Here is a 26,142-nt window from a genome sequence, read left to right as displayed (position 1 = left end):
CGCATTGTCGTGACGCGGAGCGTCACAGAATGCGTTCCCACGCAGAGCGTGGGAACGATCAGTCTGGTCAGTCGAACGTGATGCCTTGTGCCAACGGCAGTTCCAGCGAGTAGTTCACGGTATTGGTCTGCCTGCGCATATACCCGCGCCACGCATCCGAGCCCGATTCACGCCCGCCGCCGGTTTCTTTTTCACCCCCGAACGCGCCACCGATCTCCGCGCCGCTCGGGCCGATGTTGACGTTGGCGATGCCACAGTCGCTGCCCACCGCCGACATGAACTGCTCGGCCTCACGCACGTCGGTGGTGAAGATGCAGGACGACAAGCCTTGCGGCACGGCGTTGTTCAGGCGCAGGGCTTCGGCGAAGTCGGTGTAGCCGACCACGTAAAGAATCGGCGCGAAGGTTTCGCTGCACACCACGTCGCTTTGCTCGGGCATTTCCACGATGGCCGGCGATACGTAATAGGCGTTGGGGAATGTGTCTTGCAGTTGGCGCTTGCCGCCGAACACCTTGCCGCCTTCGCTCAAGGCTTGCTCAAGGGCGTCCTGCATGTTGTCGAAGCTGTGCTTGTCGATCAGCGGGCCGATCAGGTTGCCTTCCAGCGGGTGGCCGATGCGCACCTTGGAATAGGCGGCCTTGAGGCGGGTGACGATTTCTTCCTTGACCGACTCATGGGCGATCAGCCGGCGCAGGGTGGTGCAGCGTTGGCCGGCGGTGCCCACTGCGCTGAACAGGATGGCGCGTACGGCCATGTCCAGGTCGGCGCTTGGGCCGAGGATCATCGCGTTGTTGCCGCCCAGCTCAAGAATGCTGCGGGCGAAACGCGCGGCGACTTTGGGTGCCACTTCACGGCCCATGCGCGTGCTGCCGGTGGCGCTGATCAGGGCGACGCGCGGGTCATCCACCAGCGCAGCGCCGGCGTCGCGGCCGCCAATGATCACTTGGCTGAGATACTCAGGGGCACCGTCGAATTTCTTCAGTACGCGCTCGAACAAGGCCTGGCAGGCCAGCGCGGTGAGCGGGGTTTTTTCCGACGGTTTCCAGATCACCGCGTTGCCGCACACCAAGGCCAGCGCAGTGTTCCACGCCCACACGGCCACCGGGAAGTTGAAGGCGCTGATCACGCCGACCACGCCCAGCGGGTGCCAGGTTTCGCGCATATGGTGGCCTGGGCGCTCGGAGGCGATGGTCAAGCCGTACAGCTGACGCGACAGGCCCACGGCGAAGTCGCAGATGTCGATCATTTCCTGCACTTCACCCAAGCCTTCCTGGGTGATTTTGCCGGCCTCCCAGGAAACGAGTTCACCCAGGTCGGCCTTGTATTCGCGCAATACGTCGCCGAACTGGCGCACCAGCTCGCCACGTCGCGGTGCCGGCACCTTGCGCCAGGCCTCGAATGCATGCTCGGCGCGACTGACCTGTTGCTCCACCTCGGCGGCGCCTTCCCAATGGACACTGCCGATACGGCTGCCATCAATCGGTGAATGCACGGGTTGTTTCCCGGCCTGGTACAGCGCCGGGTTTACCCCGAGACGATCAAGCAATGCGGCAACCATGGGTCACTCCTTCAAATCTGCATACAAAAATTCGCGCCGCAATACGCACGGCGATCCTGGCCCTATTTGTAGCTGGCCCAAGACTTGCCAACAAACGACGATTAGGCGAGATATCATTCCCTTTATTCATGCAAAGAATAAAAAGAGGCATGCCGTGCTGAACAAAAGACATTTGCCCTCGATCACCGCCCTGCAGTGTTTCGAAGCGGCCACCCGCCACCTGAGCTTCACCCGCGCCGCCGAGGAACTGAACCTCACCCAAAGCGCGGTGAGCAAACAGGTGGCGCAGTTGGAAGAACTGTTGCAACACCTGCTGTTTCGCCGCGTGCGCCGGCGCTTGCAGATGACCCCGGCGGGCGACCTGTACCTGGTGGAAGTGCGCAAGATCCTCACCCAGGTGGAAATGTCCACCCACTACCTGCGCTCCTACGGGGGCGAAACCGAAGTGCTGCGCGTGTCCACGCCCTACACCTTCGGAGCACGCTGGCTGGTGCCGCGCCTCAAAGGCTGGCGTTTGCGCCACCCGCAGATCCACCTGGACCTGTGCAACGAACAGGACCCGGACGAGTTACTGCAAGGCAAGGCCGACATGGCGTTCTATTTCGGCCAGGGCGCACGCCCTGGCACCGAGAGCCTGAAACTGTTCAGTGAAGAGCTGGTACCGGTGTGTTCGCCCGACAGCCTGCCCGCCCAGCCTTTCACCGACCCCACGCAACTGAGCGACCTGGTGCTGCTGCAAAACGCCTCGCGGCCTCAGGGCTGGCATGACTGGTTCGCCAGCCAGGGCTTTCATACCGAGCACAGTTACCACGGGCCGCGGTTCGACACGTTCTACATGTGCATCCGTGCGGCGCAGGTGGGGTGCGGCGTGGCGCTGTTGCCGCGCTTTCTGGTGGAGGAGGAATTGGCCGAGGGCAAGCTGGTGATTCCCTGGCAGCATGGGATGCCCAGCCAGGATGCTTATTACCTGGCGTATCCTGAGCATTCGGCGGAGGTGCCCAAGGTGCGCGAATTTGTGAAGTGGATGATGGAGCAGGTGCTTTAGCGCCTGGAGAATCGCCATCGCAGGCAAGCCAGCTCCCACCGTTTGGAACGCATTTCAAAGGTGGGAGCTGGCTTGCCTGCGATGGCGCCAGTGGCCTTACTGAAAAAATCACTGGCAATCCCCCACAGGTCTATGCGCCACTAACCCCCTTCCTCAATTGCGCGTAAAGGCCGGCCTCCATCGCCGACCCGTCTGGAGATTCCCGTTATGAGCGAGAGTGTGTTTGCCGATCGCATCGTGCAGAACCTGCTCGACACCGACTTCTACAAGCTGACCATGATGCAGGCGGTGCTGCACAACTACCCGAACGTGGAAGTTGAATGGGAGTTTCGTTGCCGTAACAGTGAAGACCTGCGTCCTTACCTGGCGGAGATCCGTTACCAGATCGAGCGCCTCGCCGAGCTGAGCCTGAGCCCCGATCAACTGGGGTTCCTGGAACGCATCAGCTTTATGAAGCCGGATTTTCTGCGCTTCCTCGGGCTGTTTCGCTTCAACCTGCGGTATGTGCAAACCGGCATCGAGAACGGCGAGTTGTTTATCCGCCTGCGCGGACCGTGGCTGCATGTGATCCTGTTTGAAGTGCCGATGCTGGCCATCGTCAGCGAGGTGCGTAACCGCTACCGCTACCAGACCGTGATCCTTGAACAGGCCCGCGAGCAGCTGTATCGCAAGTTCGACTGGCTGACCGCCAATGCCAGCAGCGACGAGCTGTCGGAGCTGCAAGTGGCGGATTTCGGCACGCGCCGGCGCTTTTCCTACCGGGTGCAAGAGGAAGTGGTCAGCGTGCTCAAGCACGATTTCCCTGGGCGCTTTGTCGGCACCAGCAACGTGCACCTGGCGCGCGAATTCGATATGAAGCCGCTGGGCACCATGGCCCATGAGTGGATCATGGCCCACCAGCAACTCGGCCCGCGCCTGATCGACAGCCAGATCGCCGCGCTTGATTGTTGGGTGCGCGAGTACCGTGGCCTGCTGGGTATCGCCCTCACCGATTGCATCACCACCGACGCGTTCCTGGGCGACTTCGACTTGTACTTCGCCAAGCTGTTCGACGGCCTGCGCCATGACTCCGGCGATCCAATCCAGTGGGCGGAAAAAGCCATCGCTCACTACCACAAGCTGGGCATCGAACCGATGAGCAAGACCCTGGTGTTCTCCGACAGTCTGACATTGCCCAAGGCGTTGGAAATATTCCGCGCATTGCGTGGTCGCATTAATGTGAGCTTTGGCATCGGCACCAACCTGACCTGTGATATTCCAGGGGTGGAACCGATGAGCATCGTGCTTAAAATGACCGCCTGCAATGGCCAGCCCGTCGCGAAGATCTCCGATGAAGCGGGCAAGACCCATTGCACCGACCCGAATTTTGTCGCCTATTTGCGTCACGTTTTCAAAGTACCTGCCCTATCCAGCAAGGAGTGAATCATGCAAGCCGTACAGCGTGAGATTGCGCAACAGCTCAAGGTGCAAGCCCCGTTCAAAGACCAGGCCGCACTCGAAGCCGAAGTTGCCCGGCGCGTGGCCTTTATCCAGGACTGCCTGCGCAATTCCGGGCTCAAGACCCTGGTGCTCGGCATCAGTGGCGGTGTCGATTCCCTGACCGCAGGCCTCTTGGCCCAACGTGCGATGCAGGAACTGCGCGCCAGCACCGGTGATGAGGCGTACCGTTTTATCGCCGTGCGCCTGCCCTACGAAACCCAGTTCGACGAACACGACGCCCAGGCTTGCGTGGACTTTATCGAGCCGGACGAACGCCACACCGTGAACATCGGCCCGGCAGTAAAAGCCCTGGCCAATGAAGTGGCCGCCTTTGAAGGCAAGGCCGCGGCGTCCCGTGACTTCGTGCTGGGCAATACCAAGGCGCGCATGCGCATGGTGGCCCAGTACACCATCGCCGGCGCGGCGGGCGGCCTGGTGATCGGCACCGACCATGCGGCAGAAGCGGTGATGGGCTTTTTCACCAAGTTCGGTGACGGGGCCTGTGACCTGGCGCCGTTGAGCGGGCTGGTGAAGCACCAGGTGCGTGCCATTGCCCGCCACTTTGGCGCGCCGGAATCGCTGGTGGAGAAGGTGCCGACCGCTGACCTGGAAGACCTGTCGCCGGGCAAGCCGGACGAGGCGTCACATGGGGTGACCTATGCCGAGATCGATGCGTTCCTGCAGGGTGAGCCGGTGCGTGAAGAGGCGTTCAAGATTATCTGCGATACCTATCGCAAGACTGAGCACAAGCGGGTGATGCCGTTTGCGCCTTGAGGTGAACCTGATCGTTTTACATTGATTGTCAGATCACCATCGCAGGCAAGCCAGCTCCCACACTTGACCGGATTCCAACATGGGAATGCGGTCGAATGTGGGAGCTGGCTTGCCTGCGATGAACGATAACGCGGTCTTACTTCAGAACCACAGCACCTTTCATCATCGAGATGTGGCCTGGGAACGAGCAGAAGAAGCTGTATTTCTCATCGGCCTTCAGCTTGGAGACGTCGAAGGTCACCGAGTCTTTCTCGCCAGCACCGATGATCTTGGTGTGGGCGATGATGCGCTCATCACCGGCTTTCAGGTAATCCTTGTCGATCCCCGCAGCCATACCGTCGGTTGCCACCGGTTGCATATTGGCGTCGGTGGTCAGCACCCAGTTATGCCCCATCACGTTTTTCGGCAGGTTGCCCGAGTGAGTCAGCTCAACGGTGAACTGCTTGCAGCTCTTGTCGATGGTGATTTCTTTGGTGTTGAAAGACATCTGGTCAGTGGAGTCGACAGTGACCTTGCACTCTGCAGCAAGCAACTGGCCGCTCGCCAGAGTCAGCAGGGAAACAGCAACGAGTTTGGCAAACATGTGAATCTCCAAGGCAGGGTTTTAAAAACGCGGATTGCGGTAGGGTGCCTCAATCAGGCTTGAGTTCTTATGATCTGAATCAACAGATTGTATACAACTTTAGGCTATCAGCTTCATCAACACAATCAACCAGCCAAACTGCCGCACCCTGATTATGATCGGCCCATCACTCACGGAGTTCATGCCATGCACCTTCATCACCTGTTCAACGGGCTTCTGGCTGCCTACGCCTGCGGTAAGTGAAAGCAAAGGGCACCCTGAAGCTGCTACCATGACGACCCGAGGCAGCTGCGCGCCGCCCACCCTCACCTTCGACCCTAGAGGATCGCCCATGGCCAAACCTAATTACTCCTTCGCCAAACGTCAGAGAGACTTGGCCAAGGAACAGAAGAAAGAGGAAAAGCTGCAACGCAAGAAAGCCGCTGCAGACGAAGAAGCCGGTGCGCTGAACCCGGATGCCGAAGGTGAAGCGGCAACTGACGAGACCGAAACCCCGAAAGACCCAGCTGAATGATCGTTCCCACGCTCCGCGTGGGAATGCAGCCCCGGACGCTCCGCGTCCCGCACCAGGCTTGAAGCCAGCGCAAGGGTGACGCAGAGCGTCACAGCAGGCATTCCCACGCAGAGCGTGGGAATGATCGTTTTTCATTCCAGCGGCATCACCGTCACCCGCACCTCCGGGTCGTGGCTGCCTCCCCCCAGAATCACCCCCCGCAACGGCGACACATCGGAAAAGTCCCGGCCCCAGGCCAGGGTGATGTGCTCCAGCGCCGGCTGCACATTGTTGGTCGGGTCAAAATCCACCCAGCCTGATACCGGGCAAAACACCGAGACCCACGCATGGGACGCATCCGCGCCAATCAGCCGTGGTTGGCCGGGCGGTGGCTGGGTGAGCAGGTAGCCGCTGATATAGCGCGCCGCCAGGCCACGGGAACGCAGGCAGGCAAGCATCAGGTGAGCGAAGTCCTGGCACACGCCGCGACGGCGCTCCAGCACTTCCACCAGCGGTGTGGCGACCTGGGTGGCTTCGGCATCGAAGGTAAATTCGCTGAAGATCTTCTCCATCAATGCCTGCGTGCCCAGCAGTAAAGGCTCGCCGGGCGGGAAGCAGCTTTCGGAGAACTCGACGAAGGTTTTCTTCAGATGCACATAGGGCGACTCGAAGCGATAGCGGCAGGCTTCGATCAGCTCGGCGCTCAGGGGCTGGCTGCTGTAGGTCAGGCTGTCACGGGTGTGGTCCCAGGGCGGCGATCGCTGAAAGTCCAAAACAGGCCGCGCCAGCACTTCCACGGTGAGCCCGGCGTTCACCAGCAATTCATCATGGGGCCGTTCGAACGCCAAGCGAGTGATCGGGTTGCCGAACACGTCCAGCTCATCGCGGCGCGAGGTGGGTTCCGGGCTGATATCCAACTGCTGCCAGGTGCACTTCTGCCAGGCGCACGGCCTTGGCCAGAGGTGCGCCAGTTGCTGGGCCAGGGACACCGGGCTGTCGTAGTGGTAATGGGTATCGTGGAAAATCTGATAGCGCGCGCTCATTACACCGACACCGTTTGCTGACTGACATCATCGACGTGGGCAAAATGGCGCAACGCCAGGCGATCCGACACTTGCCCGCTTTCATCGGCCACCGCTTGCAGCAAGTCGGCCAGACCATCCAGGGCGGCACGCACGCTGGTTTCGCCAAACAGGCCGTTCTCCAGGCAGCCCAGGTCAAAGCGCGCCAGGCGCTCGACCAAAGGCGCCAGCCCGGTTTCACGGGGCACGCCAAAATCATCATTGAGACGGCGCAGGGTGCGGCTCACCAACTTGAGCTGGAACAGCACCGCATGGGGGTTCTGTTCGTCGAGCAGCAGCAGGTCGAGCACCGGGATCAACTGCGGCACTGCCAGGTAGCGCGAGCGGTAGGTGATGCTGCTGTTGCCCAGCTCCAGCAACCATTCCAGCCCGGCCTGATCGAATACCGCCACGCCGCGCAGGAACGCCGCAAGGCTGCTGCTCAGAAATTGCAGACGCTCGATACGCCGGCCCATCATCAAGAAGCGCCAGCCTTCATCGCGGGTCATGTCGTCCAGGGCAAACCCCGACAGCGCCGCCAGGGACATCACTAAGCGGTTGAGAAAGTCGAGCAGCTCGCCAAAGTCCGCAGCGTCGCTTTCCAGCTCAATGGCTTCGCGTTGCAACTCCACCAGGGCCTGCCAGTTTTCCCGGGACAACTTACCGCGCACCTGGGACGCCGCCCACTGCAAGCGCTGCAAATTGGCGCGCAGGCTTGAAGGCCAGTCATCACCCAGCAAGGCCGCGAGCAGACGCTCCGGCAACTCGCCCTCCTCCGGCAACAGGCGCAGGCTTTCGCCGAGTTCGACGGCGGCCTGCAGCGCCAGCGGATCATCGCCATCGACATACCGCGCCAGTACGATACGCAGCCAGCGCGCACTGTCGTCGCAGCGCTCGCAGTAACGACCGAACCAGAACAGGTTTTCCACCACGCGCGAGGGCAGATAGGGATCGCGGCGCACCAGGTCATAGGCGCCAATGGTGCGTTGGGCGCGCCACTGCTCGCCACCCGGCGCGCGTTCGCCGAGCACCCAGGTGTCCTTGCTCGCCCCGCCGCGCTGCATCGACACCACTTCGGCATCAGCGTCGGCCGCCACGCGGGTCAGGCCGCCGGGCAGCACCCGATAACCGTCTTCACTGGCCACGGCGTAGACACGCATGCCAATGGCACGGTGTTGCAGGTGGTCATCCACGGTGTGCCAGACCGGCGCCTGAGACAGTTGCGCCAACTCTTGGGCGACATAGGCATAGGGCCGCGCACGCATGCGTTCGGCCAGGGCCTGGCGCTGTTCGTCATCAAGGTCGCGACCAAACACCGGGGCGAAACTTTGTGAGGGGAATGCCGGCTTGATCAACAGCTCCGGCAGCTTCTCCAGGGCTTCGGCAAGCACCGGCGCTTCGCCGCACCACCAGGTGGCAATCGACGGCAGGATCAAGGCTTCACCGAATAAAAATTCGTTGATCTTGGGCAAAAAGCCCAGCAACCCCGGGGATTCCAGCACACCACTGCCCAAGGCATTGGCCACCAGCACATTGCCTTGGCGCACGGCGTCGAGCAGGCCCGGCACGCCGAGCGCCGAGTCGGTGCGCAGCTCCAGCGGGTCGCAGAAATCATCATCAAGGCGACGCATGATCGCGTGTACCCGGCGCAGGCCGCTGAGGGTTTTCAGGAACACGGTGCTGTCGCGCACGGTGAGGTCGCCGCCCTCGACCAAGGGGTAGCCGAGCTGGCGCGCCAGGTACAGGTGTTCGAAATAGCTTTCGTTGAAACGCCCCGGCGTGAGCAACACGATCAGTGGCGGCTGGTCATCGCCAGGGGCCTGGCGCGCCAGGGTTTCCTGCAACGTGCGAAAGAACCCGGTGAGGTGCTGCACCTGCATATCCCGGTAAAGGTCCGGGAAGGCGCGGGACACGATGGTGCGGTTTTCCAGGGCGTAGCCGGCGCCCGACGGGGCTTGGGTGCGGTCGGCGGTGACCCACCAGCGGCCATCCGGGGTACGCGCCAGGTCGACCGCGTACAGATGCAGGAACGCACCGTCGGGCGGCTGGATACCCTGGCACGGCCACAGAAAATTGTTATGCCCGAACACCAGTTCGGCCGGCAGCAAGCCTTCTTTGATCAGGCGCTGCGGGCCATACAGGTCGGCCAGCACCGCATTGAGCAGGCGCGCACGCTGGGCGATGCCGGCCGACAGTTGCTGCCATTCCTCGGCGGCCAGCACATGGGGCAACAGGTCCAGCTCCCAGGGGCGATCGGCACCCTTGGGGTCGGCGTAGACGTTGTAAGTCACGCCGTTTTCCTGGATCTGGCGCGTCAGCAACGCCTGGCGCTGGGCCAGTTGTGCGGGCGTGCTGCGTTGCAGGTGATCGAACAAGCGTCGCCAATGGGCACGCACCGCGCCGCTGGCATCCAGCAGTTCGTGATAGGTGCCCGCGGTCAGCGGGTAACGGTCGAGCAAGTCGGACATGGAACGCTCGGCAGAGGCAAGGGAAGTCAGGTTAACTCAAATTCACTGCGATCCAATGTGGGAGCTGGCTTGCCTGCGATAGCGGTGTATCAGTCACCAGAATTATCGACTGAACCACCGCTATCGCAGGCAAGCCAGCTCCCACACTTAAATCATGTTCATTCCTTATTTTTTTTGAAACGCCGCAAATCCAGCGTCATTGGCAATTCATCGTTTACCGTTACAGTCGGCACTGGCAGCTTGCCCGGGCTATGCCCCAAGCGGAAAAACCGCGCCATGCGCCGGCTCTCCGCCTCATTGGCATTCACCGGCAGGCTGTCGTAATTGCGCCCGCCCGGGTGCGCCACATGGTATTGGCAGCCGCCCAACGAACGCTGCATCCAGGTGTCGAGCAGGTCAAATACCAGCGGCGCATGCACGGGGATGGTCGGTTGCAGGCAGTTGGCCGGCTGCCAGGCGCGGTAACGCACGCCCGCCACGAACTCGCCGACGCGGCCGGTCGCTTGCAGCGGCACCGGCACGCCATTGCAGGTCAGCAGGTAGCGTTGCGGTGGCAACCCGCTCAACTTCACTTGCAGGCGCTCCAGGGACGAATCCACATAACGCACCGCGCCCCCCACAGCGCCCTCCTCGCCCAGCACGTGCCAAGGCTCCAAGGCCTGGCGCAGTTCCAGTTCGATACCGCTGACGGCGTAGTCGCCCACCTTGGGGAAACGGAACTCCAGGTGCGCCGCGAACCATTCGGCACGCAGCGGATAGCCGGCCGCGTTCAGCTCGACGATCACGTCGGCAAAGTCCTGCTCGATAAAGTGCGGCAACAGGAAACGGTCATGCAGCTCAGTGCCCCAGCGCGCCAGCTTCGGCGGCGCATAGGGCTCGCGCCAGAACCGCGCGACCAGCGCCCGCAGCAACAACTGCTGGGTCAGGCTCATGCGCGCATGGGGCGGCATTTCAAAGGCGCGCAGTTCCAGCAGCCCCAGGCGGCCAGTGGCGCCGTCCGGTGAGTAAAGTTTGTCGATACAGAATTCGGCGCGATGGGTATTACCCGTCACGTCGATCAGCAGGTTGCGCAACAGGCGGTCCACCAGCCACGGCGGGCACTCCTCGCCTGGCTCCGGCATCTGCGCGAAGGCGATTTCCAGTTCATACAGCGCATCGTTGCGCGCCTCATCTACCCGGGGCGCCTGGGAGGTGGGGCCGATAAACAGGCCGGAGAACAAATAGGACAACGACGGGTGGTTGTGCCAGTAGCTGATCAGGCTGCGTAGCAGGTCCGGCCGGCGCAGGAAGGGCGAATCCTTGGGCGTCGCGCCGCCGAGCACGAAGTGGTTACCGCCACCGGTGCCGGTATGGCGCCCGTCGATCATGAACTTCTCGGTGGTCAGGCGGGTTTGCCGTGCCTCTTCGTAGAGGAATTCGGTGCGTTCCACCAACTCGTCCCAGGTGGCGGATGGCTGTACGTTGACCTCAATGACACCGGGATCTGGCGTGACGCGGAAATTGCTCAGGCGCGTATCCGCTGGCGGCTCGTAGCCTTCTAGCAGTACCGGGCAATGCAGCTCTTCGGCGGTGGCCTCAATGGCAGTCACCAGCTCCAGGTAATCCTCGACGCGCTCCAGCGGCGGCATAAACAGATACAGGCGCCCTTCCCGTGCTTCGGCGCACAGCGCGGTACGGGTCAGCCAGTCGGCGGACTCGTCAATCTTGGGCACACGATCATCAACCGGCGCGGGCTCGCCATGGTTTTGCAACTGGGCGCTGGTCGGCAGATCCGGCTGATCCTGGTTAGGGTCGGTCGGATGCACAAACGGATACTCCGCCGCAGTCACCCAGGGCTGCGAGGCGAGCGGCAGGCGATAGCCCAGCGGCGAATCCCCCGGCACCAGGCGGCAATGGTTATCGCGCAGGTACCAACGCCCACTCTGCCAGCGGTCATTGGCCGCAGTACGTGCCAGCGGCAGCACCTGGCCGATGACTTTATCCAGGCCCTGGCTGAACACTTTACGCAGGCGTTCACGCTCCAGGTCGTCGCTCAGGCGCGGGTCCTGGGCAGTGACGTTCTGGGGCAGCGCCCCTTCGCGCCATAGGTAGTAGAAATTGTCTTCGAACGCCGGGAACACAAAGCGCGCCGGTAGTTTGAGGCGCTCGGCGACGCTGGCCAGGAAACGCCCGGCCATCACCCCATCGGCGCCATAGTCCTCTTGCTCATCGGCAATCAGCGCACTGTTGTGCCAGATCGGCACGCCGTCGCGGCGCCAGTAGCAATTGAGCGACCAGCGCGGCAGTTGCTCGCCGGGGTACCACTTGCCTTGGCCGAAATGCACCAGGCCCTTGGGCGCATAGTGCTGGCGCAGGCGCTGGAACAGCTCGGCCGACAGGCGACGCTTGTCCGGGCCCAGGGCTGCGGTGTTCCACTCGGCACCGTCGGGGTCGTCGATAGAGACGAAGGTTGGCTCGCCGCCCATGGTCAGGCGTACGTCGTCCTTGAGCAAGTCGCCATCAATCTGCCGGCCCAGGGCCTGGATCGCCAGCCATTGTTCTTCGGTATAGGGCTTGGTCACCCGTGGCGCTTCCCAAATGCGCTCCACCGACATCTCGTGGGTGAATTCGCACTCGCACGGCTCCACCAACCCACTGATCGGCGCGGCGGACGATGGATCGGGACTGCAGGCCAAAGGGATGTGCCCTTCACCGGCAAACAACCCGGACGTGGCATCCAGGCCAATCCAGCCAGCGCCGGGCAAATACACTTCACACCAGGCGTGCAGGTCGGTGAAATCCACCTCGGTACCGGACGGGCCGTCGAGGGCTTTGACGTCGGCGGTGAGCTGGATCAGGTAACCGGAGACAAATCGCGCCGCCAACCCGAGGTTGCGCAGCAATTGCACCAGTAACCAGGCCGAGTCGCGGCAAGAGCCGGATGCGTTTTCCAGGGTAAATTCCGGAGTTTGCACGCCCGGTTCCATGCGAATCAGGTAACCGATATCGGCGGCCAGGCGCTGGTTGAGGCCGACCAGGAAATCCACAGCAGGCAGCGGCGTGCGGTCGATACCGGCCAGGTACGCAGCCAACCTTGGCGTCAGCGGCAAGGTTTCCAGATACGGCGCCAGCTCGCGCTGCTCATCGGCGGCGTAGCTGAACGGGATATTTTCGGCGTAGGGCTCGAGGAAAAAATCGAACGGATTGAACACCGCCATCTCGGCGACCAGGTCGACTTCAATGCGCAACTCGTCAGTCTTTTCCGGGAACACCAGGCGCGCCAGGTAATTGCCCTGGGGGTCTTGCTGCCAGTTGATGAAATGCTGCTCGGGCAACACCTTCAACGCGTAGGACAGTATCCGCGTACGGCTATGGGCCGCCGGGCGTAGCCGCACGATCTGCGGGCCGAGTTCAACTGCACGGTCGTAGCGGTAATGCGTAACGTGGTGCAACGCGACATGAATCGACACGGCGGCCTCCTGCGAGCCAGGGCATAAGCACAACGCGCGCAAGACTTATGCCACAGCAGCAGTCATTGCACTAAAACGTCAGGCCCGGTGCAGTACAGCACCAAAACAGCGCCAACGTTGCGGCTATGGTGCAGGCGCTGCACACATTTGTAGCGCCGGGCTGAGGGCAGGTGGTGAATCTACCCAATCAATGGTGTTTGTGTTGGGCAATCATGGCCTGGCGCAGGCAGCGAACTTCGACCAGTTTCTGGCGCATTTCACGGTGACGTTTGCTGTTGAACAGCAACAGCCCAAGTAATGGAAACACCAGGCTCAAGGCATATACCACCCCGTTCGGCTGATCATTGAGTGTTGGCAATACACCCAGAAAGCATCCCCCCAACAGCAACACTAGCGGCCACATCCATTGGGGACGCCCGCGTGCAATCATGAAATTGCAGTGCACAATGACTAGCGTGAGTGCGATACCCACCAGGAAGGAGTACTTGGCGTTATCTGCCATGGACAGGCTTGGCATATAGCTATCGAAGAACACCGGAACCGCAAACACGAGGGTGAAAATGCAGACAAATATCGCCCCCACAAAGACGGGGAAATACGTCGACAGAAAACTGCGAATGCTAGGCAGCTCGTTCATTGCTCGGCCTCCTCATACAGCCCTATGGCAATTGTGCGCACGTTCCCTGACACCGCACTACCGGTAAAACCGATGGCTGCGCCCAACGCGTCCTTGATCTGCGTGACCGTTGCATGCTTGACCTCGGTGGGGGTGAACCGCTTAGGCAACTCGCCCGACAACTGCTTTAACTTGATCATCTTGGACGTCAAGCGTGGGTCGTTGATGCTCAGCAGCTCTTTGGTCAACTTGGCGCGCTCCTGTCGATTCAGGCCCCTGAGCACCTCTCTCACACTTTTCCCGGTAGAGGCCTTATTCAACCGCACCAGCTTGACCGTTGCCAATGCCGATGAGCCCACCCCAACCAACGACGCCGCGTCCAGGGCAATCATGGTGTATTGGTACCATTCCTCACTGTCGAGCTGATCATTTCGCGCGGGGTTGCGGATCTCATTGACGGTGCGATAGCCGCTGGCAAAGCACTGCACAGAACTGGCTGCCGCGGCCGTATACCCGAGCGCCACGACCACCGAACTGGCCCCCGCCGAAAACGGAACTGCGACGGAACCACTGAGCACCACAATCCAACCGATGACCGCGCCGGCACACGATAGCGTGGTATTGACCGCTTCGCCCACCAAGCGGGACTCACGCGGATTGTCTTGCACCTGCTGAGCGAATTGCGTTGGCGCGATGTACTTCTGCGCCTCACGCAGGATCAAACGCTTGGGTGCGATGCTGCAGATGGGCTGAAACTCGCGCAGGGTGACAACGTTGAAATCGGCATCGATATACACAACACCTGCACCGACAATGGCGGGGTCGGCATCGATGGCGGCGAACAGCCGTGGCAGGTTGATCAGGCTCTCGATGCGCTGGCGCGCCATAAATTGAGAGCGGTTGGAATCCATGCCGATGTTGAACAAGGAGTTGCCCATAAGTGTTCTTCCTTGACATTGAAAGTGCCCAGACCGGCCTCATCGCAGGCAAGCCAGCTCCCACACTTGAAATGCATTCCCCTGTGGGAGCTGGCTTGCCTGCGATAGCAATCTGATGGGCGCCACCCTAACAAACAGGCCACCTACCGCCAATAAACCTACCTAATCAACGGGCCTTGCGTTGCGCAATCGCCGCCCGACGCAGGTGACGTATTTCGAGTAACCGCTGGCGCATTTCACGATGGCGCTTACTGTTGAGCAGCAGCAAGCCCAGCAGCGGAAACAGCACCGCCGAGCCGTACACCAGGGTATTGAGGCCGTATTGAATCATCGGCAACACAAACAGCAGGCAACACACCAGGTAACCCGCCACCAGCCGGGTTGCCCAGGGATACCCGCGTGCGATCATCACATTGCCAAACACCAGCACCGCCACCAGCACCAGGATTGCAGCCCCGGAGTAGTCGGTTTTGAGCGCCGGCTCAACCCCGCGCAAATAGGTCACGCCCGCGGTGGACACGGCGACTGAACCGGAAAAAATCGCCATGAAGATGGTGCCCATGAACACCGGAAAATAACGCGCAAGGAAACTACGCCTATCGGGAAACCCCTTCATTCTGTCAGTTCCTCATACAGGCCAATGGCAAGCGTCGACGCCGAGCCGACGTGACCGGTCCGATAGCTGCCCCAGATACCCAACATGCCGCCCAAGGCGTCCTTGAGCTGGGTGAGCGTGGCATGACGGATTTCCGTGGAGCTGTAGCGCTTGGGCAACGTGCCGGCGCGCTGCTGCAACTTGAGCAACTTGGGGGTCAGGCTCGGGTCTTTGAGGCTGAGCAATTCCTGGGTCAATTTCTTGCGCTCCTGGCGATTCAAGCCCTTGAGCAACTCATACCAGCTCTTGCCCAACGCAGCGGCTTTTTTGGCCTTGAGCAGCCTTAATGTGGTGAAGGCGCCCGTTCCAATACCCACCAGCGACGCGGCATCGAGAATTGGTGACACCGCGCCATACCACTGGGCGTCGTCCATGCGGTCGTTGGCATCCGGGTCAAGGATCTCGTTATAGGTACGGGCCACGCCAAATCCGCACTGAGCACTGCTGGCCAGCGCGGCCGTGACGCCAATGCCCACCACAAAAGCACTGGCGCCGGCGGTGAAGGGTACGGCGACGCTGCCACTGAACACCACGATCCAGCCGATCACCGCTGCGCCACAGGAAAGGCCCATATCAAAGGCTTCCTTCTGGAGGCGCCCTTCACGGGGGTCGGTCTTCACCTGCTCGACAAACTGCGCCGGCGAGATGTACTTCTGCGCCTCGCGCAAAATGACGCGCTTGGGCTTGATGCTGCAGATGGGCTTGAATTCGCGCAGGGTGATTACGTTGAAGTCGGCGTCGATGTACACCACACCAGCACCGACGATGCTGGGGTCGGCGTCGATGACGGCGAACAGCCGTGGCAGGTTGATCTGGCTTTCAATGCGCTGGCGCGCCATGAATTGGGAGCGATTGGAGTCCATGCCAATGTTGAGCAAGGGGTTGCCCATAAGTGTTCTTCCTTGAAATTGAGAGTGCCCAGACCGGCCTCATCGCAGGCAAGCCAGCTCCCACAGGGGAATGCATTCCAAGTGTGGGAGCTGGCTTGCCTGCGATAGCAATCTAATGGGCGCCACCTTACCAAACAGACTCAGCACCGACCAGAAAGCAAAACGCCAGCACGAGGCTGGCGTTTTGCATTTCAGGCGTCGATCAACGCGGCACAACCGGCTTGCGCGTAGGCTTGCCGCCCTTGCCCTTGGCCGCATCGCTGCGCTCTTTGGCCGCCTGCTTGTTGCGCGCCTGGGCCGCAGCCTTGGCTTGCTCGCGCTTGTCCCACGGGTTGCTGCCGTCGCTGCCACGGGGTGGCAGGCCGGTATGCTGGGTGAGGATCTTGGTGGTGGTTTCCTTGGCGACCTTATGGCTGCCCGCCGGCGTCGAGTTCTTGCGCCGGGCGCTCTGGTAGCTGTCGGTGGACGGCTGGTGCAGCGGGATCAGCTGGTCCTTGCCCGACCCGATCAGGTCGGCACGGCCCATGCGGGTCAATGCTTCACGCAGCATCGGCCAGCCCTTCGGGTCGTGGTAACGCAGGAACGCCTTGTGCAGGCGGCGCTGCTCCTCGCTCTTGACGATGGTTACCGCGTCGCTCTTGTAGGTGACCTTGCGCAGCGGGTTCTTGCCCGAGTGATACATCGCGGTGGCGGTGGCCATCGGCGACGGGTAGAACGCCTGCACCTGGTCGGCGCGAAAGCCATTGCCCTTGAGCCACAGGGCCAGGTTCATCATGTCTTCATCGGTGGTGCCCGGGTGGGCGGCGATGAAGTACGGGATCAGGTACTGCTCCTTGCCCGCTTCCTTGGTGTACTTCTCGAACATGCGCTTGAACTTGTCATAGCTGCCAATGCCCGGCTTCATCATCTGGTTGAGCGGACCTTCCTCGGTGTGTTCCGGGGCGATCTTGAGGTAACCACCGACGTGGTGGGTGACCAGCTCTTTGACGTACTCCGGCGATTCGACGGCCAGGTCGTAGCGCAGGCCGGAAGCGATCAGGATCTTCTTCACACCCGGCAACGCACGGGCACTGCGGTACAGCTGGATCAACGACGAGTGGTCGGTGTTCAGGTTCGGGCAGATGCCAGGGAACACGCATGATGGCTTGCGGCACGCGGATTCGATCTCCGGGCTCTTGCAGGCGATGCGGTACATGTTCGCCGTCGGGCCGCCGAGGTCGGAGATCACGCCGGTGAAGCCCGGCACTTTGTCGCGGATCTCTTCGATCTCGCGAATGATCGACTCTTCGGAACGGTTCTGGATGATGCGGCCTTCGTGCTCGGTGATCGAGCAGAAGGTGCAGCCGCCGAAGCAGCCACGCATGATGTTCACCGAGAAACGGATCATGTCGTAGGCCGGGATCTTCTCCTTGCCATACGCTGGGTGCGGTACGCGGGCGTAGGGCATGCCGAACACGTAGTCCATTTCTTCGGTGGTCATGGGAATGGGCGGCGGGTTGAACCACACGTCCACTTCACCGTGCTTCTGCACCAGAGCGCGGGCGTTGCCTGGGTTGGTTTCCAGGTGCAACACGCGGTTCGCGTGGGCATAGAGCACCGCGTCACCGCGGACTTTTTCCACCGACGGCAGGCGGATCACGGTTTTGTCACGGGTCATGCGCGGGCTGGCCAGGATCTGCACAACCTTGGCTTCTTCCGGGTCATCCACCGGGCCTTTTTCTTGCTCGATGGCGCAGGCCTGGGTGTCCTGGGTATTCACGTACGGGTTGATGATCTTGTCGATCTTGCCCGGACGGTCGATGCGCGTGGAATCCACTTCGTACCAGCCCGCCGGCGTGTCACGGCGGATGAACGCGGTGCCGCGCACATCGGTGATATCTTCGATCTTGTGGCCCCACGACAGGCGCTGGGCAACCTCGACGATGGCCCGCTCGGCGTTACCGTACAGCAGGATATCGGCGGTGGCGTCGATCAGGATCGAGTTGCGCACGCGGTCTTGCCAGTAGTCGTAGTGGGCGATGCGGCGCAGGGAAGCTTCGATGCCGCCGAGTACGATCGGCACGTTCTTGTAGGCTTCCTTGCAACGCTGGCTGTACACCAGGCTCGCACGGTCCGGGCGTTTGCCGGCCATGCCGCCAGGGGTGTAGGCGTCGTCGGAGCGGATTTTCTTGTCGGCGGTGTAGCGGTTGATCATCGAGTCCATGTTGCCGGCCGCGACGCCGAAGAACAGGTTCGGCTCGCCGAGCTTCATGAAGTCGTCTTTGGACTGCCAGTTCGGTTGCGCGATGATCCCGACGCGAAAGCCCTGGGACTCCAGCAGCCGGCCGATGATCGCCATGCCGAACGAGGGGTGGTCAACATAGGCATCACCGGTGACGATGATGATGTCGCACGAATCCCAGCCAAGCTGATCCATCTCCTCCCTGCTCATCGGCAGGAATGGCGCAGGACCGAAACATTCGGCCCAGTACTTGGGATAGTCAAATAACGGCTTGGCTGTTTGCATGACGGTGACCGGTGTGGAGATGAAAAATCGCGGGCGCGGAATATAGCACAAAATTTGACCAATTCCGACGACAGTAGTCGGAATTGTGGTGACGCCATCGCAGGCAAGCCAGCTCCCACAAGGGAATGCATCCCAAAGGTGGGAGCTGGCTTGCCTGCGATGAAGCCCTTACAGGTGCTTGAAACTACTCGTCGTCGTCGAAGTTGTAGCTGCCCGGCGCCAGGTTCTCGAAACGCGTGTACTTGCCGATGAACGCCAACCGGATAAACCCGATCGGGCCGTTCCGTTGCTTGCCGATGATGATTTCGGCAATGCCTTTGTGTTCCGTCTCGGGGTGGTACACCTCGTCGCGGTACACGAACATGATCACGTCGGCGTCCTGCTCGATCGCTCCGGATTCCCGCAAGTCGGAGTTCACCGGGCGCTTGTTGGGACGTTGTTCCAGGGAACGGTTGAGCTGAGACAGCGCCACCACCGGACAGTTGAATTCCTTGGCCAGCGCCTTCAGGGAACGGGAGATTTCAGAAATCTCGTTGGTACGGTTGTCGCCGCTGGAACCCGGGATCTGCATCAACTGCAGGTAGTCGATCATGATCAGGGCGATGTCGCCATGCTCACGCACCAGGCGACGGGTACGTGCGCGCATTTCGGACGGGCTGATACCGGCAGTGTCATCGATGAACAGCTTGCGGTCGTTGAGCAGGTTGACCGCCGAGGTCAGGCGCGGCCAGTCGTCGTCTTCAAGCTGGCCGGAACGCACCTTGGTCTGGTCGATACGCCCCAGCGACGAGAGCATACGCATGATCAACGATTCGCCTGGCATCTCGAGGGAGTACACCAGCACCGCCTTGTCGCTGCGCAACACGGCGTTTTCCACCAGGTTCATCGCGAAGGTGGTCTTACCCATGGACGGACGACCGGCGACGATGATCAAGTCGGACGGCTGCAGGCCGCTGGTCTTTTCGTCGAGGTCGGTGTAACCGGTGGAAATACCGGTAATCGCCGCATCGGTGTTGAACAGGGTGTCGATACGGTCGATGGCTTTGGTCAGCAGGTCGTTGACGCTGACCGGGCCGCCGGTTTTCGGCCGGGCCTCGGCGATCTGGAAGATCTGGCGCTCGGCTTCGTCAAGGATCTCGGCGGCAGTGCGGCCTTCGGGGTTGAAGGCGCTGTCGGCGATTTCGGTGCTGATGCCGATCAACTGGCGCAACGTGGCCCGCTCGCGGACGATCTGGGCATAGGCCTTGATGTTGGCGACGGACGGCGTGTTTTTTGCCAGCTCGCCGAGGTAGCCCAGGCCGCCGACTTGGGAGGTCTGGCCTTCCTTGTCCAACTGCTCGGCCAGGGTGACCACGTCGATCGGTGAGTTCTGGTCGGCCAGCTTGGCAATGGCGCGGAAGATCAGGCGGTGGTCATGGCGATAGAAATCACCGTCCGAGACTTGATCCAGCACGCGTTCCCAGGCGTTGTTGTCCAGCATCAAGCCACCGAGCACGGCCTGTTCGGCCTCGATGGAATGCGGCGGCACCTTCAGGGCAGCGGTTTGTAGATCGTATTGCTCAGGAGCGGAGATTTCGTTCATGGCCACTTGGAATTTGGGGTGTGTAGAAAAACAAAAGGCACGACCTGTAAACAGGATCGTGCCCGATGTTAACCGCCTGGCACGCGAGGTGCCAGTCAGTTAGGTGCGACTTAAGCTGCTACCACGACAACGCGTACGGTGGCTTCAACTTCGGCGTGCAGGTGCACGGCTACGTCGAATTCGCCTACGTTGCGGATGGTGCCGTTCGGCAGACGAACTTCGCTCTTCTGCACTTCAACGCCGGAGGCGGTCAGTGCATCAGCGATGTCGTGGGTGCCGATCGAACCGAACAGCTTGCCTTCGTCACCAGCGGTGGCAGTGATAGTCACTTCCAGCTCAGCCAGTTGGGCAGCGCGAGTTTCGGCCGACGCTTTTTTGTCTGCTGCGGCTTTTTCCAGCTCAGCACGACGCTCTTCAAACGCAGCCAGGTTGGCAGCGGTTGCAGCGGTGGCTTTGCCGTATGGCAGCAGGTAGTTACGACCGTAGCCGGCCTTAACGTTCACTTTGTCGCCCAGGTTGCCCAGGTTGGCGACTTTTTCCAGAAGGATCAGTTGCATGTGAAAATCCTCTAACTTTTAACCTTCACCGTTCGCGTTATCGGCGTCTTTCGACGCCAGACGACCGCGAAAATCAATCAGGCTGTCAACAATGGCCAAGACCACGAGTAACGGATAGATCAGTTGCATGAACAGCACCAGCGTGACGTACAACCCCACCAGCCAAAACCTGGCCAGTCGCTTTTGCGCAGCAAGCCCATGAATCAGGGCCAGCCCGGCAAACACCAGCGGTACGCTGCAAATCGGCGCCAGCAAGGCCATCTGTGGGCCGAAGTTCGGCCCGACAACCATGCACGCCAGCAGCAACATCGCCGGCCCCGCTGGGATTCTGATACTGCGAAACTCGCGACCAAAACCACCCGGGTTGTACAACAACGCCTGCCAATAACGCCCAAGAATCAGGCTCAGCACGCTGACGACCTGCAACAAAGCCGCAATCAGGCCGGTCAGGACCGGAGCAATCAGTGACGCAAACCGCGCTCGCTCATCTACCGACAACTGCTGGTAGAGATCCCCGAGGGCCAACGGCAGGATCTTGACGATCTCCTGCGCCAGCGCCTCGATTTGCGGGCGGAAAGCCGCGCCAAGCATCACTGAGTACACCAACCCCAATGCCACGCTGACCAGCAGCGTACGGACCCAGGACTCACTTGCGCGCAAAACCAACGCAAGGCTCGATGACCCCAGCAGTACCAGAAGTACCCGTGGATCACCCATTTGCAGCCACCAGATCAAGGCCGGCAACAAACCCAGGGCAAGAACGCCAAGGGCGTCCTTCAAACCGCGCCGCAGCAGCACAAGGCAACCTGCGGCAGCACCCAACCAATAAAGCAACGGCAATGCCGCACATCCAGCCACTACCAGAGTGGCCTGCACGCGACCGCGCATGATGAACTCAGCTAAGGCGCGCATGCATTCAATCCCTTACTACTTGTCGACTGCCCGGTCTCAGCGGCCGTGGCTGTCGGTGTAGGCCAGCAGGGCCAGGAAGCGGGCGCGCTTGATAGCGGTGGCCAGCTGACGCTGATAACGTGCTTTGGTACCGGTGATACGGCTTGGAACGATTTTGCCGGTCTCGGATACGTAGGCTTTCAGAGTGTTGAGATCTTTGTAATCGATCTCTTTCACGTCTTCAGCGGTGAAACGGCAGAATTTACGACGACGGAAGAAACGTGCCATTTGATAGGCTCCTTAATAAGGTCCGTGGATTACTCGTCAGCGTTATCGCTGTTGTCGCTGTCTTCAACGCTATCATCAGCGCCTTCTTCAGGACGGTCGCGACGCTCACGGCGCTCACTGCGGTTTTCTTCAGCCTTGAGCATCTCGGATTGGCCGGTAACGGCTTCTTCGCGACGGATGACCAGGTTACGGATCACTGCATCGTTGTAACGGAAGTTGTCTTCCAGCTCGGCCAGGGCCTTGCCAGTGCACTCAACGTTCAGCATCACGTAGTGAGCCTTGTGAACATTGTTGATTGCGTAGGCCAGTTGACGACGGCCCCAATCTTCCAGACGGTGGATTTTGCCGCCGTCTTCTTCGATCAGCTTGGTGTAACGCTCAACCATGCCGCCGACTTGCTCGCTTTGATCCGGGTGGACCAAAAAGATGATTTCGTAATGACGCATGAATGCTCCTTACGGGTTGTAGCCTGCCGCTCAAAAACGGTCAGACAAGGAGTGAATGACACTTATGGATCTTGCCGCAGGGGAGGCACATCGGTGCCTGCCAGGAAGGCAAGGGGCGCAATTGTAGAGAAGGGGGAGAACGGGCGCAAGGTGATTGGTGATTATTTGAACAACTCCAAGCACCACAAACACAAATGTAGGAGCGGGCTTGCTCGCGAAAAACGTCAACGATAACGCGCGCACCCTGAATGAACGCGGCGCCTGTGAGTTTTTCGCGAGCAAGCTCGCTCCTACATTAGGATTGAGGCATGCCCCATATTGCAATTACTTCTTAGGCTTGGCCTTGGCTTTCGCACCACGCTGACGCTGGGCCTCGAACAGGCATACACCCGTCGCCACCGACACGTTCAGGCTGCTGACGCTACCGGCCATCGGCAGGTGCACCAGGTAATCGCAATGCTCACGGGTCAGGCGACGCATGCCTTTGCCTTCGGCACCCATGATCAGGATGGTCGGGCCGGTGAGGTCCTGGTCATAGACGCTGACCTCCGCCTCCCCCGCCGTGCCCACGACCCACAGGCCGCGCTGCTGGAGCTTCTCCAGGGTACGCGCCAGGTTGGTCACGGCCACCAGCGGAATCACTTCCGCCGCGCCGCAGGCGACCTTACGCACCACCGGCGTCAGGGTCGCGGACTTGTCCTTGGGCACGATCACGGCCAGCGCACCGGCAGCATCCGCCGAGCGCAGGCAAGCGCCGAGGTTGTGCGGGTCGGTTACGCCGTCCAGCACCAAGAGCAACGGCGCGCCTTCGGTACGGTCGAGCAACTCGTCGAGCATCGCCTCGCCCCACACCTGGCTCGGGCTGACGTCGGCCACCACGCCTTGGTGAACGCCTTCGACCCACACGTCCATTTCACGACGTTCGGCCTGGCCGATGGCAACCTTGTTTTGGGTGGCCAACTCGACCAGCGCCTGTACGCGCGGCTCGCTGCGACCTTCGGCCAACCACACCTGTTTGACGCGCTTGGGGTGGTGACGCAGCAGTGCTTCTACGGCGTGCACGCCGTAGATTTTTTCCAGACTCATGACTTGGCCTTAGGTTTGCGCGACCCGTCGCTTTTTGCGGGAGCCGAACCCGCTTTTGGCGGGCCTTTACGGTGTTTACTTGGCTTGCTCGACGGTTTTTCCGCCCCTTGGGACTTTCCCCCAGACGCCGCTTTACCACCGCTTTTGGCTTCGTTGAGCAACTGCTGCTTCAACTCGCGGCTCTTGCGCAGCTCGGCGTTTTTCGCCGCGGCGTCGCTTGGGCGGTAGGCTTCAGGGGCCTTGTCCTTGGCGGAAGAACGACGACCGGCCTTGGCAGGTGCTGGCTCGGCCGTGGTTTTCGCCGCGGCCGTTTTGCCTTTGGACGCAGGCGCTGTGGTTTCACCACGCTTTTTACGACCCGCTGGCTCAGCCGGTTTGTCAGGCATGCCGAAGTCGATCTTGCGCTCGTCCAGATCAACGCGCATGACCTGTACTTCAACGGTATCGCCCAAGCGGAAGCTGCGACCGGTGCGCTCGCCCGCCAGGCGGTGATGCACAGGGTCGAAGTGGTAGTAGTCACCCGGCAAAGCGGTGACGTGCACCAAGCCCTCGACATAGATGTCGGTCAGCTCGACGAACAGGCCAAAACCGGTCACGGCGGTGATCACACCCGGGAACGACTCGCCCACACGATCCTTCATGAACTCGCACTTGAGCCAGTTCACCACGTCGCGGGTGGCTTCGTCAGCGCGGCGCTCGCTCATGGAGCACTGCTCGCCCAGCTGTTCCAGGGCCGCTTCGTCGTACGGATAGATCCGTGCTTTCGGAATGGTCATGGCACCGGCGCGCTTGACGTGCGGGGTGTTCTGCTTGGAATGGATCACACTGCGGATCGCCCGGTGCGTGAGCAAGTCCGGGTAACGGCGAATCGGCGAAGTGAAGTGGGTGTACGCCTCGTAATTCAGGCCGAAGTGGCCCTGGTTATCGGCGCTGTACACCGCCTGGCTCAGCGAGCGCAGCATCACGGTCTGGATCACGTGGTAATCCGGACGGTCCTTGATGCTGGCCAGCAGGGCCTGGTAATCCTTCGGCGTCGGGCCGTCCTTGCCTTTGTGCAGGGACAGGCCGAGTTCGCCGAGGAAGGCGCGCAGTTTTTCCAGGCGCTCCGGCGGCGGGCCGTCGTGCACACGGTACAACGCAGGAATTTCGTGCTTCTTGAGGAACTCGGCAGTGGCCACGTTGGCCGCCAGCATGCACTCCTCGATCAGCTTGTGCGCGTCGTTGCGGGTGGTCGGGGTGATCGCCGCAATCTTGCGCTCGGAGCCGAAGACAATGCGGGTTTCCTGGGTTTCAAAGTCGATCGCGCCGCGGGTATGACGGGCACCCAGCAACACCTTGTACAGCGAGTACAGCTGCTTGAGGTGCGGCACCACGCCGGCGTACTCGGTACGCAGGGCCTTGGCCTCGCTGGTCTTCGGCGTTTCCAGGATGGTGCTGACCTTGTTGTAGGTCAGGCGTGCCTGGGAGTGGATCACTGCTTCGTAGAACTGGTAGTCGGTCATTTCGCCGGTTTTGGAGATGGTCATCTCGCACACCATGGCCAAACGGTCGACTTTCGGGTTCAGGGAGCACAGGCCGTTGGACAGCTGCTCGGGCAGCATCGGGATCACGCGCTCAGGGAAGTACACGGAGTTGCCGCGTACCTGGGCTTCGTTATCCAGGGCCGAACCGATTTTCACGTAGCTGGAAACGTCGGCAATCGCCACGTACAGCTTCCAGCCGCCGGAGAACAGGCGCAGCTTGCCAGGCTTGGCTTCGCAGTAGACCGCATCGTCGAAGTCGCGGGCATCTTCGCCGTCAATGGTGACGAACGGAAGATGGCGCAGGTCGATGCGTTTTTCTTTGTCTTTCTCTTCGACTTCCGGCTTGAGCTTGGCCGCTTCTTTGAGCACAGCCTCAGGCCAGACGTGAGGAATATCGTAGGTGCGCAAGGCCACGTCGATTTCCATGCCCGGCGCCATGTAGTTGCCGACCACTTCAACGATATCGCCCTGGGGTTGGAAGCGCGCAGTAGGCCAGTGGGTGATTTTCACCTCGACGAACTGGCCGACCTTGGCCGCGCCATTACGGCCCGGGGTAATCAGCACTTCCTGCTGCACCTTCGGGTTATCCGGCACCACGAAGCCGATGCCGCCTTCTTCGAAGTAACGGCCGACGATAGATTCGTGGGCACGGGACACCACTTCGACGATCACGCCTTCGCGGCGGCCACGGCGGTCCAGGCCAGAAACCCGCGCCAGGGCACGGTCGCCATCGAACACCAGGCGCATTTGCGCCGGGCTCATGAACAGGTCGTCGCTGCCGTCGTCCGGGATCAGGAAGCCGAAGCCATCACGGTGGCCGGCAATGCGACCCAGGATCAGGTCCAGCTTGTCGACCGGCGCGTAAGTGCCACGACGGGTGTAGATCAATTGAGCATCGCGCTCCATCGCACGCAGACGGCGGCGCAGGGCTTCGAGCTGGTCTTCGGTGGTCAGACCGAATTCTTCAACCAGCTGCTCGCGGCTAGCAGGCGAACCACGATCGGCGAGGTGCGCCAGGATCAGTTCGCGGCTAGGAATAGGGTTTTCATATTTTTCCGCTTCACGAGCGGCCTCGGGATCGAGGGACTGCCAATCGGCCATTAGAGAGTTTTCACCTTGTCTATATGCGGGTTAGTTTGGCATACGCGTATTGAAACGGGAAATTTCAGGTATCAACAAGCGTTTAAAAGCTCTTTGCGACCCCCGGCGCGCACCTTGCACGACCACTGGCGAAATTTTCCAGGCTTTTTTCAT

At 61.0% G+C, this 26,142-nt stretch carries 21 protein-coding genes; 4 read left to right on the top strand and 17 right to left on the bottom strand.

Annotated features, from left to right (window positions below; genetic code table 11):
• Positions 1 to 67: 67 nt before the first annotated feature.
• The gene (locus tag E1K68_RS03550; RefSeq protein ID WP_003188096.1) at positions 68 to 1,558 is read right to left on the bottom strand and encodes an aldehyde dehydrogenase family protein; all 1,491 of its coding nucleotides are present in this window, start codon (positions 1,556 to 1,558) and stop codon (positions 68 to 70) included.
• 154 nt (positions 1,559 to 1,712) lie between these two features.
• Between E1K68_RS03550 and E1K68_RS03545 the strand changes: the two genes are divergently transcribed.
• From E1K68_RS03545 to nadE, 3 genes are all read left to right on the top strand, one after another.
• Positions 1,713 to 2,603: a LysR family transcriptional regulator gene (locus E1K68_RS03545; protein ID WP_120247945.1), complete on the top strand. Its 891-nt coding sequence runs from the start codon at positions 1,713 to 1,715 to the stop codon at positions 2,601 to 2,603.
• A 207-nt stretch (positions 2,604 to 2,810) separates the two neighbouring features.
• Positions 2,811 to 4,025, top strand: a complete 1,215-nt coding sequence (gene pncB, locus E1K68_RS03540) for a nicotinate phosphoribosyltransferase (RefSeq protein WP_003188094.1) — start codon at positions 2,811 to 2,813, stop codon at positions 4,023 to 4,025.
• A gap of 3 nt (positions 4,026 to 4,028) precedes the next feature.
• Positions 4,029 to 4,856, top strand: a complete 828-nt coding sequence (gene nadE, locus E1K68_RS03535; protein ID WP_034134766.1) for an ammonia-dependent NAD(+) synthetase — start codon at positions 4,029 to 4,031, stop codon at positions 4,854 to 4,856.
• 136 nt (positions 4,857 to 4,992) lie between these two features.
• Here the strand turns inward: nadE and azu are convergent, their stop codons facing one another.
• A complete protein-coding gene (gene azu, locus E1K68_RS03530) occupies positions 4,993 to 5,439 on the bottom strand; it encodes an azurin (RefSeq protein WP_034134765.1) in 447 nt (148 codons plus the stop codon).
• A gap of 331 nt (positions 5,440 to 5,770) precedes the next feature.
• On the opposite strand from azu, the gene E1K68_RS03525 reads away from it, so the two are divergent.
• Positions 5,771 to 5,953 (top strand): hypothetical protein, encoded by a 183-nt coding sequence (locus E1K68_RS03525; protein ID WP_005784271.1) that lies wholly within the window; start codon positions 5,771 to 5,773, stop codon positions 5,951 to 5,953.
• A gap of 131 nt (positions 5,954 to 6,084) precedes the next feature.
• Here E1K68_RS03525 and E1K68_RS03520 read toward each other — a convergent pair whose 3' ends face one another.
• From E1K68_RS03520 to rnr, 15 genes are all read right to left on the bottom strand, one after another.
• Entirely contained in the window at positions 6,085 to 6,975 is an 891-nt protein-coding gene (locus tag E1K68_RS03520) for a transglutaminase family protein (protein WP_034134764.1), read from the bottom strand.
• A complete protein-coding gene (locus tag E1K68_RS03515) occupies positions 6,975 to 9,461 on the bottom strand; it encodes a circularly permuted type 2 ATP-grasp protein (RefSeq protein ID WP_212613785.1) in 2,487 nt (828 codons plus the stop codon). Before E1K68_RS03515 ends, E1K68_RS03520 begins: the two co-directional genes overlap by 1 nt.
• Positions 9,462 to 9,619: 158 nt before the next feature.
• Complete coding sequence (locus E1K68_RS03510) at positions 9,620 to 12,910, bottom strand: transglutaminase family protein (protein WP_212613784.1); 3,291 nt, start codon at positions 12,908 to 12,910, stop codon at positions 9,620 to 9,622.
• A 187-nt stretch (positions 12,911 to 13,097) separates the two neighbouring features.
• Complete coding sequence (locus E1K68_RS03505; RefSeq protein WP_034134761.1) at positions 13,098 to 13,547, bottom strand: hypothetical protein; 450 nt, start codon at positions 13,545 to 13,547, stop codon at positions 13,098 to 13,100.
• The gene (locus E1K68_RS03500) at positions 13,544 to 14,464 is read right to left on the bottom strand and encodes a hypothetical protein (protein WP_003188084.1); all 921 of its coding nucleotides are present in this window, start codon (positions 14,462 to 14,464) and stop codon (positions 13,544 to 13,546) included. The genes E1K68_RS03505 and E1K68_RS03500 overlap by 4 nt, the downstream gene beginning before the upstream one ends.
• A 166-nt stretch (positions 14,465 to 14,630) precedes the next feature.
• Positions 14,631 to 15,080, bottom strand: a complete 450-nt coding sequence (locus E1K68_RS03495) for a hypothetical protein (RefSeq protein WP_003188083.1) — start codon at positions 15,078 to 15,080, stop codon at positions 14,631 to 14,633.
• Entirely contained in the window at positions 15,077 to 16,009 is a 933-nt protein-coding gene (locus E1K68_RS03490; RefSeq protein ID WP_014716676.1) for a hypothetical protein, read from the bottom strand. Before E1K68_RS03490 ends, E1K68_RS03495 begins: the two co-directional genes overlap by 4 nt.
• 202 nt (positions 16,010 to 16,211) lie before the next feature.
• Positions 16,212 to 18,515: a YgiQ family radical SAM protein gene (locus E1K68_RS03485; protein WP_003188080.1), complete on the bottom strand. Its 2,304-nt coding sequence runs from the start codon at positions 18,513 to 18,515 to the stop codon at positions 16,212 to 16,214.
• Between the two features lie 184 nt (positions 18,516 to 18,699).
• Complete coding sequence (gene dnaB, locus E1K68_RS03480) at positions 18,700 to 20,097, bottom strand: replicative DNA helicase (RefSeq protein ID WP_003188079.1); 1,398 nt, start codon at positions 20,095 to 20,097, stop codon at positions 18,700 to 18,702.
• 110 nt (positions 20,098 to 20,207) lie between these two features.
• A complete protein-coding gene (rplI, locus tag E1K68_RS03475; protein WP_003171376.1) occupies positions 20,208 to 20,654 on the bottom strand; it encodes a 50S ribosomal protein L9 in 447 nt (148 codons plus the stop codon).
• 18 nt (positions 20,655 to 20,672) lie between these two features.
• On the bottom strand, positions 20,673 to 21,566 hold the full coding sequence (locus tag E1K68_RS03470; protein WP_003188077.1) for a hypothetical protein: 894 nt from the start codon (positions 21,564 to 21,566) through the stop codon (positions 20,673 to 20,675).
• A 36-nt stretch (positions 21,567 to 21,602) separates the two neighbouring features.
• Positions 21,603 to 21,833: a 30S ribosomal protein S18 gene (gene rpsR / locus E1K68_RS03465; protein WP_002551829.1), complete on the bottom strand. Its 231-nt coding sequence runs from the start codon at positions 21,831 to 21,833 to the stop codon at positions 21,603 to 21,605.
• A 29-nt stretch (positions 21,834 to 21,862) separates the two neighbouring features.
• The gene (gene rpsF / locus E1K68_RS03460; protein WP_034134759.1) at positions 21,863 to 22,279 is read right to left on the bottom strand and encodes a 30S ribosomal protein S6; all 417 of its coding nucleotides are present in this window, start codon (positions 22,277 to 22,279) and stop codon (positions 21,863 to 21,865) included.
• A gap of 324 nt (positions 22,280 to 22,603) precedes the next feature.
• Entirely contained in the window at positions 22,604 to 23,365 is a 762-nt protein-coding gene (gene rlmB / locus E1K68_RS03455) for a 23S rRNA (guanosine(2251)-2'-O)-methyltransferase RlmB (RefSeq protein ID WP_212613783.1), read from the bottom strand.
• Positions 23,362 to 25,989, bottom strand: a complete 2,628-nt coding sequence (rnr, locus tag E1K68_RS03450) for a ribonuclease R (RefSeq protein WP_212613782.1) — start codon at positions 25,987 to 25,989, stop codon at positions 23,362 to 23,364. The genes rlmB and rnr overlap by 4 nt, the downstream gene beginning before the upstream one ends.
• Between the last annotated feature and the right edge of the window lie 153 nt (positions 25,990 to 26,142).

It is taken from the genome of Pseudomonas sp. B2021, from assembly GCF_018135665.1.
GTDB classification, from domain to species: domain Bacteria; phylum Pseudomonadota; class Gammaproteobacteria; order Pseudomonadales; family Pseudomonadaceae; genus Aquipseudomonas; species Aquipseudomonas lactis.
This window is presented reverse-complemented; position numbering and strand designations above follow the sequence as displayed.

Excerpts from the sequence above, each read along its gene's own strand:
- rplI (WP_003171376.1), bottom strand. The coding sequence starts at position 20,654 with ATGCAACTGATCCTTCTGGAAAAAGTCGCCAACCTGGGCAACCTGGGC.
- E1K68_RS03520 (WP_034134764.1), bottom strand. The coding sequence starts at position 6,975 with ATGAGCGCGCGCTATCAGATTTTCCACGATACCCATTACCACTACGAC.
- rnr (WP_212613782.1), bottom strand. The coding sequence starts at position 25,989 with ATGGCCGATTGGCAGTCCCTCGATCCCGAGGCCGCTCGTGAAGCGGAA.
- E1K68_RS03550 (WP_003188096.1), bottom strand. The coding sequence starts at position 1,558 with ATGGTTGCCGCATTGCTTGATCGTCTCGGGGTAAACCCGGCGCTGTAC.
- E1K68_RS03500 (WP_003188084.1), bottom strand. The coding sequence starts at position 14,464 with ATGGGCAACTCCTTGTTCAACATCGGCATGGATTCCAACCGCTCTCAA.
- rpsR (WP_002551829.1), bottom strand. The coding sequence starts at position 21,833 with ATGGCACGTTTCTTCCGTCGTCGTAAATTCTGCCGTTTCACCGCTGAA.
- nadE (WP_034134766.1), top strand. The coding sequence starts at position 4,029 with ATGCAAGCCGTACAGCGTGAGATTGCGCAACAGCTCAAGGTGCAAGCC.
- E1K68_RS03495 (WP_003188083.1), bottom strand. The coding sequence starts at position 15,080 with ATGAAGGGGTTTCCCGATAGGCGTAGTTTCCTTGCGCGTTATTTTCCG.
- pncB (WP_003188094.1), top strand. The coding sequence starts at position 2,811 with ATGAGCGAGAGTGTGTTTGCCGATCGCATCGTGCAGAACCTGCTCGAC.
- azu (WP_034134765.1), bottom strand. The coding sequence starts at position 5,439 with ATGTTTGCCAAACTCGTTGCTGTTTCCCTGCTGACTCTGGCGAGCGGC.
- E1K68_RS03485 (WP_003188080.1), bottom strand. The coding sequence starts at position 18,515 with ATGCAAACAGCCAAGCCGTTATTTGACTATCCCAAGTACTGGGCCGAA.
- E1K68_RS03490 (WP_014716676.1), bottom strand. The coding sequence starts at position 16,009 with ATGGGCAACCCCTTGCTCAACATTGGCATGGACTCCAATCGCTCCCAA.
- E1K68_RS03525 (WP_005784271.1), top strand. The coding sequence starts at position 5,771 with ATGGCCAAACCTAATTACTCCTTCGCCAAACGTCAGAGAGACTTGGCC.
- rpsF (WP_034134759.1), bottom strand. The coding sequence starts at position 22,279 with ATGCGTCATTACGAAATCATCTTTTTGGTCCACCCGGATCAAAGCGAG.
- E1K68_RS03515 (WP_212613785.1), bottom strand. The coding sequence starts at position 9,461 with ATGTCCGACTTGCTCGACCGTTACCCGCTGACCGCGGGCACCTATCAC.
- E1K68_RS03470 (WP_003188077.1), bottom strand. The coding sequence starts at position 21,566 with ATGCGCGCCTTAGCTGAGTTCATCATGCGCGGTCGCGTGCAGGCCACT.
- rlmB (WP_212613783.1), bottom strand. The coding sequence starts at position 23,365 with ATGAGTCTGGAAAAAATCTACGGCGTGCACGCCGTAGAAGCACTGCTG.
- dnaB (WP_003188079.1), bottom strand. The coding sequence starts at position 20,097 with ATGAACGAAATCTCCGCTCCTGAGCAATACGATCTACAAACCGCTGCC.
- E1K68_RS03505 (WP_034134761.1), bottom strand. The coding sequence starts at position 13,547 with ATGAACGAGCTGCCTAGCATTCGCAGTTTTCTGTCGACGTATTTCCCC.